Raw genomic sequence first — 6853 nt, 5'->3', positions numbered from 1 at the left:
GAAACCCGAAAATGAATCAGCAGAACAACAGGTTGAAATCCCGAACTCCGCATAACGGTGACGCGGCATATTACGTGCTGGGCTACCTCGAACAGGCCTTCCCGATCCATGCGCAAAAGCTGGTCGAGATCGACGGCAATATGGTGGCAGAACCTTTGCGCGATGAAACTGGCGCGCTCGTTGTCTCGCGCGAGGCGCTCGCCCTGCGCGATGCGGCCATGATGGAGTTGATGACGCTCGCCCCGATCCCCTCGGCGCTCGATCAGATCCTCTGGGCCTTTGGCGACGAGGCCGTGGCCGAAGTAACGGGCCGGTCGATCCGACCTCTGAAGGCGGACGATGGCCACCTCTTCATCGAGAAGCGCAGCGCCAGCAGCAATTCATCCGAGACCCAAGCCTTCATGGACGGCGAGAAGGATGTTCTGATCTTCTCCGATGCAGGTGGCACGGGCCGATCTTACCATGCGGCCCAAACGGCGAAGAACCAGAAACGGCGGCGGCACTACCTGCTGGAGCCCGGTTGGCGCGCGGATGCGGCCATTCAGGGGCTGGGCCGCACGCATCGCTCTGCCCAGGTCAGTGCGCCCTTCTTCCGGGTCTGCACCTCGGATGTGCATGGCGAGAAGCGTTTCACCTCGACGATCGCCAAACGCCTCGACCAGCTGGGGGCCCTGACCAAGGGCCAGCGCGAGACCGGCTCGCAGGGCATGTTCCGCGAGGGGGACAATCTCGAAAGCCCGATCGCGCGGGCGGCACTGCGTGGGTATTTCGCCGATCTTGCCGCAGGGCGCGCTGAGGCGATGAGCTACGAGAGCTTCACCGACTGGACCGCCCTGCGGCTGGTCGACAAGGACGGGGTGCTGCTCGAGGAGTTGCCGCCGATCCAGCGGTTTCTGAACCGGGTTCTGGCCCTGCCCATCCACATGCAGAACGCGCTCTTTGCCGAGTTCATGCGCCGGATTGCCGATCAGACTGAACGGGCGCGCGCGGCGGGCACGCTCGATCTCGGCGTGGAAACCCTGCGCGGCGAGAAGATCGAACAGGTCTCCACCGAAGACCTCTGGACCTGCCCGAAATCTGGCGCCGTGACGCGGATCGTCGGGCTCGAGGTGACGGACCCGGTCCATATCCTGGGCGCGGAAGAGGCCATGTCGCGCAATCTGGACAAGACCACGATGGTGAATCGCGCCTCCGGCCGCGCGGCACTCATTTCGGCCCGCCCCATGCAGATGTATGACGAGGATATCGTGACGCTAATGCGCAAGGCGGTGAGGCCAAACGGTTCCAGCTATCTCGAAGAGACGCGATTTGAAGCCTCTGCCTGGGAAGAGATCGGCAAGCCTGAGTTTGCGCGGCTTTGGGATGCCGAGGCTGCGTCTCTGCCAAAAACCACCACGACCAAGCTCTACCTGCTAACTGGGCTGCTGCTGCCGATCTGGAAGGACATTCCGACCACCAATGAGCGCATCTACCGGGTCACGCCCGACGGCGGAACCAGCATGATCGGGCGCACGCTGAGCGAGGAAGGTGCGGCCGCACTGCGCGCCCGCTTCCTCGTCTCCAACCCGCAAACACCGCAAGAGATGCTGACCGCCGCATTGGGCACCACCGCGCCGGTCGATCTGGGCCGGGGTCTCACCCTGACCCGTCGCCGCGTCGCAGGCGAAATGCGTCTCGAGCTCTCTGGTGCGGATCGGGGGATGATCGAGGGCCTCAAGGCCCTCGGCTGCTTCACCGAGATCATCGCCTTTCAGCTGAGGGTGTTCCTGCCGCATGGGGACGGGATCGACACGGGAAGCATTCTGGCCCGGATCGTGGGGCAGCGAGCCGCTAGAGCGGCAGAACAAGCCGCCTGAAAAGTCAAAGCGGGCTTTCGGTCGGACGTCGCGGATCGGGGTTTGGCCGGTCTGCGCTTTCCGGGTGCGCGCTGACCAATGCCACGCCCGGCCCCCCCAAATTTCAGATAAGAGGACAGACCCATGACCAATCCCCAGATCGATTATGCCGCAATGGCGGCTCAGTGGCGTGCAGAGCGCGAAACCACCTTGAAGGCATCCAGAGTCGAGCTGCTCGCGCAACTACGTGCGCTTGGCATCAGCGAGGTCACTGCCGAATACGAGGGCTATGGCGACTCCGGCAATGTCGAGGATGTGACGGCGCAGCCTGCAGAGGTCGAACTGCCGGAGCCGCTTGCCACAGAGGTGGGCGATTTCGCCTGGTCGCTCGCCTATCACCATCACCCGGGGTTCGAGAACAATGAGGGCGGCTACGGCACGCTGACCTGGGACATTGCAGCAGACAGCATCACGCTAGATCACGCGGACCGCTATGTCGAATGCTCGCACAGCTATGTAGAGGGTCTTTGAGATGGCCCATCCGCTTCATCATGCTGAAAGCTCTGCCCGGAAATTCGGCGGGGTGCCGTCTGACTATCAGTCTGTGCACGATTGGTTCGATGCCTCGAAAGAGCACCTCGCGCTCTTCACGCACCGCGCCATGCGTCACCATGCGCAAGGCCTGTTTGAGGCCGAACGGGTTTTTGGCCTGACACTGACCAATAGTGCGGGCCGCGACATCCCCGTGCGCTGGATCGGCGAGCAGCATGTCCGCGAAGACTGTCAGGGCCGTATCCCGAGCATGGCGGACTGGCTGCGACGGATACAGCCCGAGCCATGGATGGCCAATGGCCATATCGACCGGCATGCCGGCGATGGGCCCTGCGGCGACCCAAGGGTTGCCTGGGCCTCCGAGGTCGCCGCCGGCAGAACGGTTCTTGGCCTGAAGGATTGGATGACGGCGCGCGCGATCCAAGCCATGCAAAGTGCCTGACAGCTCTCGGCCGTTGGCCAAACAAATGCTGCATGGAAGCCCGGTTGGACGACCGGGCTTCTTGCGTCGTTTCCCCATCATTCTTCTTGAGGAGGTTCGCATGACACTCGAAGACATCAAGGCGGCCGTCGATGCCGAGCAGACCGTGCATTGGGCCAATACCGGCTACATTGTCCGCAAGGACAGGCTCGGTCAGTACCTGATCACCTATGTGCCGAATGGTAGCTGCATCGGCCTGACCGACCGGGGCGGGCAAAGGTTGAACGGAAAAGAGGCGGAGTTCTTTATCGCGCGATCGAAGGACAGCGCGGAAAATCCTGGCAGCCAATCTAAACCAGACGGGCAGGGGAGGGGCGTAGCACCCGGAGGCGCGGGGGCATGCTCACTCGGACGGCAGCTCTGACCCTTGGGCGGGGCTGAAAGGAAAGCAAGCTTTCTGATTTGTGATCCCTCAAGGGGTCGAGAAAGCAATCCCGGATGCGCTGGCAAGGACGTCAGACACCGGCCAATCCAAAAGGAACCATCCCATGTTCGCAGGAACCCTCACCCGCAATGTCGAGACCACAGCCGCTCAGTATTCCGGCATGATCCATTCGACGCGTTTCGACATCGCCATCCAGTTGGAGGCACGGGCCAAGATGTCCGAACGCAGCCCGGATTTTGACGTGACGGCGGTCAACAAATCAGGCCGCAAGGTGCGCATCGGCACGGCCTGGAACGAGACCGGCAACACCAGCGGCAACCCCTACATCTCGATGCAGATCGATGTCGGCTTGGGCCCCTTCCGGGTCAACGCGGTGCAGACGAAAGAGGCGCGCGCGGCCCAAAGCGGCGAATTCGAGATCATCCCTCTGGTCTCGAACGGCCTGATGAAATCCGGCTCGATCTCGGGGGAGCTCACCGCCATGGACGCCGACAACGCCTTCACCGGCTACATCGCCAACATGATGTTCGATCTGGAGTTCATGCTGATCGAGAACAGCTACAAATCCGAGGAAACCCACCCCGATTACCGGATCGAGGTCAGCTCTCCCCGGGGCACACCGATCCGCGTCGGCTCGGCGTGGATGGCGAAAAGCAGCCGCACGGGCAATGATTACCTGTCGCTGCTGATCAACACGCCCGATGGCGACCTGCGCGTGAACGCCGTGCAGAACGAAGAGCAGCGCGGCGGGCAGGCCTTCTCCATCATCCCGTTCATCGACAGCGGTGAGCAGCCGCAGGACGCAGGCACGGGGCTGTCGTTGGTCGCCTAATTGGCACGCGAGGGCGAGACGATCTGAACCCAAAGGGGAGCCGTGGGATCACGGTTCCCCTTTTTCCATGTTTGGCTGCATGACGGGCGCCATCTGCTTGCGATCTGCTGAATATGATATACGATAATATATTATCGAATGGACGAAGGTAGGCGCATGGTGGCGAGACTGGGAAAAGCTCCGTGGTTCGAGAGCTTTGATGTAGAAGCAGAGGTTGCAGAGCTTCTTGCTCATATCGAGCGTTGCACCGGATTTGCGCTGCTTGACCGCAAGCGTGATGTCATCATGATCCATGCAAGGGCAAAGCTCGACAGGACAAGGCAGGCATTTCTGGAGGCCAAGGCGGCGGGAAAGCCGGTGTCCACATCGCGGCGTGCGTATCTGACCGAAGTTCAGGACACGATCTTCATGGCGATCCCGGAGGAGAACCTCGCGCGGATGCCGCTGCGCGAGCAGGTTCTCAACGACCCGTCATTTTACGCGGATGCCATGCACCGCGCCGCTGCGATTAGCGAGGATGAGCTTTTCATGGCGCTGTCCTCTTCGCTGAAAGACATGACGGTCCAAGACGCCCGGGCCTTCGTCTCGAAGCTTTGGCACAACACGATCGATGACAATGCGCGCAAATACGCCGAAGCCCTGAAGCGTCCCGAGCGTGAACCGCAGCCCTTTCGCCCGGGGAACACCGTGTAAGATCCGAGCCATTCTCTTGGCTTGAGCCGTACCGAGGTTGGCCGCCTCAAACCCCCTTTCCTGGAGGTGGCATCCTGTGCAGCGCGCGAAAGCCGTTGCAGGTGCTGTGGTGACGTCTACTGTCGCCAACATGATGAACCGGGATCACATGCGCGCCTTCTTCCAGCGCGCCGCGGCGCTTGCCGCTTTTGTCGCACTGCTCTGGGCGGTCCAAGTCGTCAATTGGATCACCGGCTACTGCTTGAACCCGGCCTTCGGCCTGATCCCCCGGCACGTAAGCGGATTGGATGGTGTCATCGCCATGCCCCTCCTGCATGGAAGCTTCGGTCACCTGATGGCCAATACGCCGCCGCTGCTGGTGATGGGTGGGCTGCTGGTGGCCACGACCACGCGGGCCTTGCTGCCGGTGAACGCCGTGGTGATCGGCTTCGGCGGCGGACTCGTGTGGCTGTTCGGCGGCTCGGCGATCCATATCGGTGCGTCGGGGCTGGTCTTCGGCTGGTTTGGCTTCCTCGTCGCGCGCGGTCTTTTGGATCGCTCGCTGATCACCCTGGGCGCGGCACTGGTGGTCGGTGTCCTCTATAGCTCCATTCTCTGGGGCGTTCTTCCGGGCCAATCCGGCGTCTCCTGGGAGGCGCATCTCTTCGGCGCCATCGCGGGCGCGGGCGCTGCGTTCCTAATCCGAACGCATGTACATGCGCCGCGCCTCGGCGGCGTCGATCTGGACTGAAGCCGTACGCTAGGCATTGAGCGGCCACTAATGAACTACCGGCGCGCTACGGTGAGGCTCCGGCGAAACGGTCGTTTATACTCTCAACGATGATGTGGACGCGGCATTGCCCAAGAAGGATGCCTCGCGTAGGCAAGAGCCTTGCGGAAAGAAAAATGCGTAATCGGGTGACAATCTCTTGAATCCGTCATAAAAGTACGAAATCGGTCGAGGACCGGACTGGAGAAATTTGTGCGCAGCGAGCTGATCGTCGAACTTGTAAAGGCCGGAGTTTCCGGTAACCAGGATGCCGTCCGGGTTACCGCCGAAGCCATTGCGGCTGAGGAGCGCGCGAAGAAACACACTGGCGTCGCTGATCGTATTGCCAAAGCGGTTTCTGCTGCGCCTGTCTCCAACATTCCTGGACGCCCGGCCAACGGCAGCCCAAGAGTTCGAGATGGCTCGGGCGGAATTGATCGCCGCCATCCAGAGCGAGCGTTGTCTCAGCTCTATCTGACCCAAGCAAACCGAAATGCGTGCCTTGAACTGATCGAAGAGCAGGCGCGCGCTGATGTACTAAGGGCACATGGATTTGAACCCCGGCATCGGCTGCTGCTTGTTGGTCCGCCCGGCAACGGCAAAACGTCGTTGGCGGAGGCCATAGCTTCTGAGCTTGCCTTGCCATTGTTCGTCGTTCGATATGACGCGGTCATCACCAGCTACCTCGGTGAAACCGCTCAAAGACTCCGGAGGCTTTTCGACTATGTCCGAACCGAACCCTGCGTCCTATTCTTTGACGAGTTTGACGCGATCGGCAAAGAACGAGGCGACTTGCACGAAACCGGTGAAATAAAGAGACTGGTCACTTCGCTGTTGCTGCAGCTTGACGATCTCCCATCCTACTGCGTTCTGGTTGGAGCCACCAACCATCCCGAGCTACTGGATCGCGCGACTTGGCGCAGGTTCGAAATCCGTCTGACGCTTGATCGCCCAGATGATGAGCACATGACGACCTATTTTGCTGAGCGGCTTCGGGAATTCGATGGTCCGGCCGGATATACGCCGAAGCGTCTCAGAGAGGCGGTAGCGCCGCTCAGCTTTTCGGAAGCCGAGACCTTTTTCCATGATTTACATCGTCGCTGGGCTCTTGCGCAGGGACGCATAACATTGAGAACATTGATCAACGATCGAATACGTGCCTGGCACAACCATTCCGGCCGAGCACCAGAAAGTGATTCCCATGACCGAGCGACCGATCCTCCCCCTTCCGATTAGAGAGCGGCCGACACAGCGTATCAAAGGTTCTCCACCCAAAATGCCCCGTCCGCGGGGTGCCGCAGGTGGTCACACGGTTCAGGCTGAGCGC

Annotated in this window: 8 protein-coding genes; all 8 read left to right on the top strand. The window is 61.2% G+C overall.

Annotated elements, in window-relative coordinates:
* A partial coding sequence (locus O4H53_RS25570) for a strawberry notch C-terminal domain-containing protein (RefSeq protein ID WP_269367732.1) occupies positions 1–1856 on the top strand: 1856 nt, incomplete at its 5' end.
* 123 nt (positions 1857–1979) lie between these two features.
* Positions 1980–2366 carry a DUF6878 family protein gene (locus O4H53_RS25565; protein ID WP_269367731.1) on the top strand — a complete coding sequence of 129 codons (387 nt, stop codon included), beginning with the start codon at positions 1980–1982 and terminating at the stop codon, positions 2364–2366.
* A 1-nt stretch (position 2367) separates the two neighbouring features.
* Positions 2368–2829 (top strand): DUF6915 family protein, encoded by a 462-nt coding sequence (locus O4H53_RS25560; RefSeq protein WP_269367730.1) that lies wholly within the window; start codon positions 2368–2370, stop codon positions 2827–2829.
* Between the two features lie 100 nt (positions 2830–2929).
* Entirely contained in the window at positions 2930–3232 is a 303-nt protein-coding gene (locus O4H53_RS25555; RefSeq protein WP_269367729.1) for a hypothetical protein, read from the top strand.
* Between the two features lie 124 nt (positions 3233–3356).
* Entirely contained in the window at positions 3357–4085 is a 729-nt protein-coding gene (locus O4H53_RS25550) for a DUF736 family protein (RefSeq protein ID WP_269367728.1), read from the top strand.
* 156 nt (positions 4086–4241) lie between these two features.
* Entirely contained in the window at positions 4242–4778 is a 537-nt protein-coding gene (locus tag O4H53_RS25545) for a hypothetical protein (protein WP_236549672.1), read from the top strand.
* Between the two features lie 130 nt (positions 4779–4908).
* Positions 4909–5508, top strand: a complete 600-nt coding sequence (locus O4H53_RS25540; protein ID WP_269367727.1) for a rhomboid family intramembrane serine protease — start codon at positions 4909–4911, stop codon at positions 5506–5508.
* 231 nt (positions 5509–5739) lie between these two features.
* Positions 5740–6762 carry an AAA family ATPase gene (locus O4H53_RS25535; RefSeq protein WP_074647065.1) on the top strand — a complete coding sequence of 341 codons (1023 nt, stop codon included), beginning with the start codon at positions 5740–5742 and terminating at the stop codon, positions 6760–6762.
* Positions 6763–6853 lie beyond the last annotated feature (91 nt).

This window comes from Sulfitobacter sp. G21635-S1 (genome assembly GCF_027213915.1).
Lineage (GTDB): Bacteria > Pseudomonadota > Alphaproteobacteria > Rhodobacterales > Rhodobacteraceae > Sulfitobacter.
This window is presented reverse-complemented; position numbering and strand designations above follow the sequence as displayed.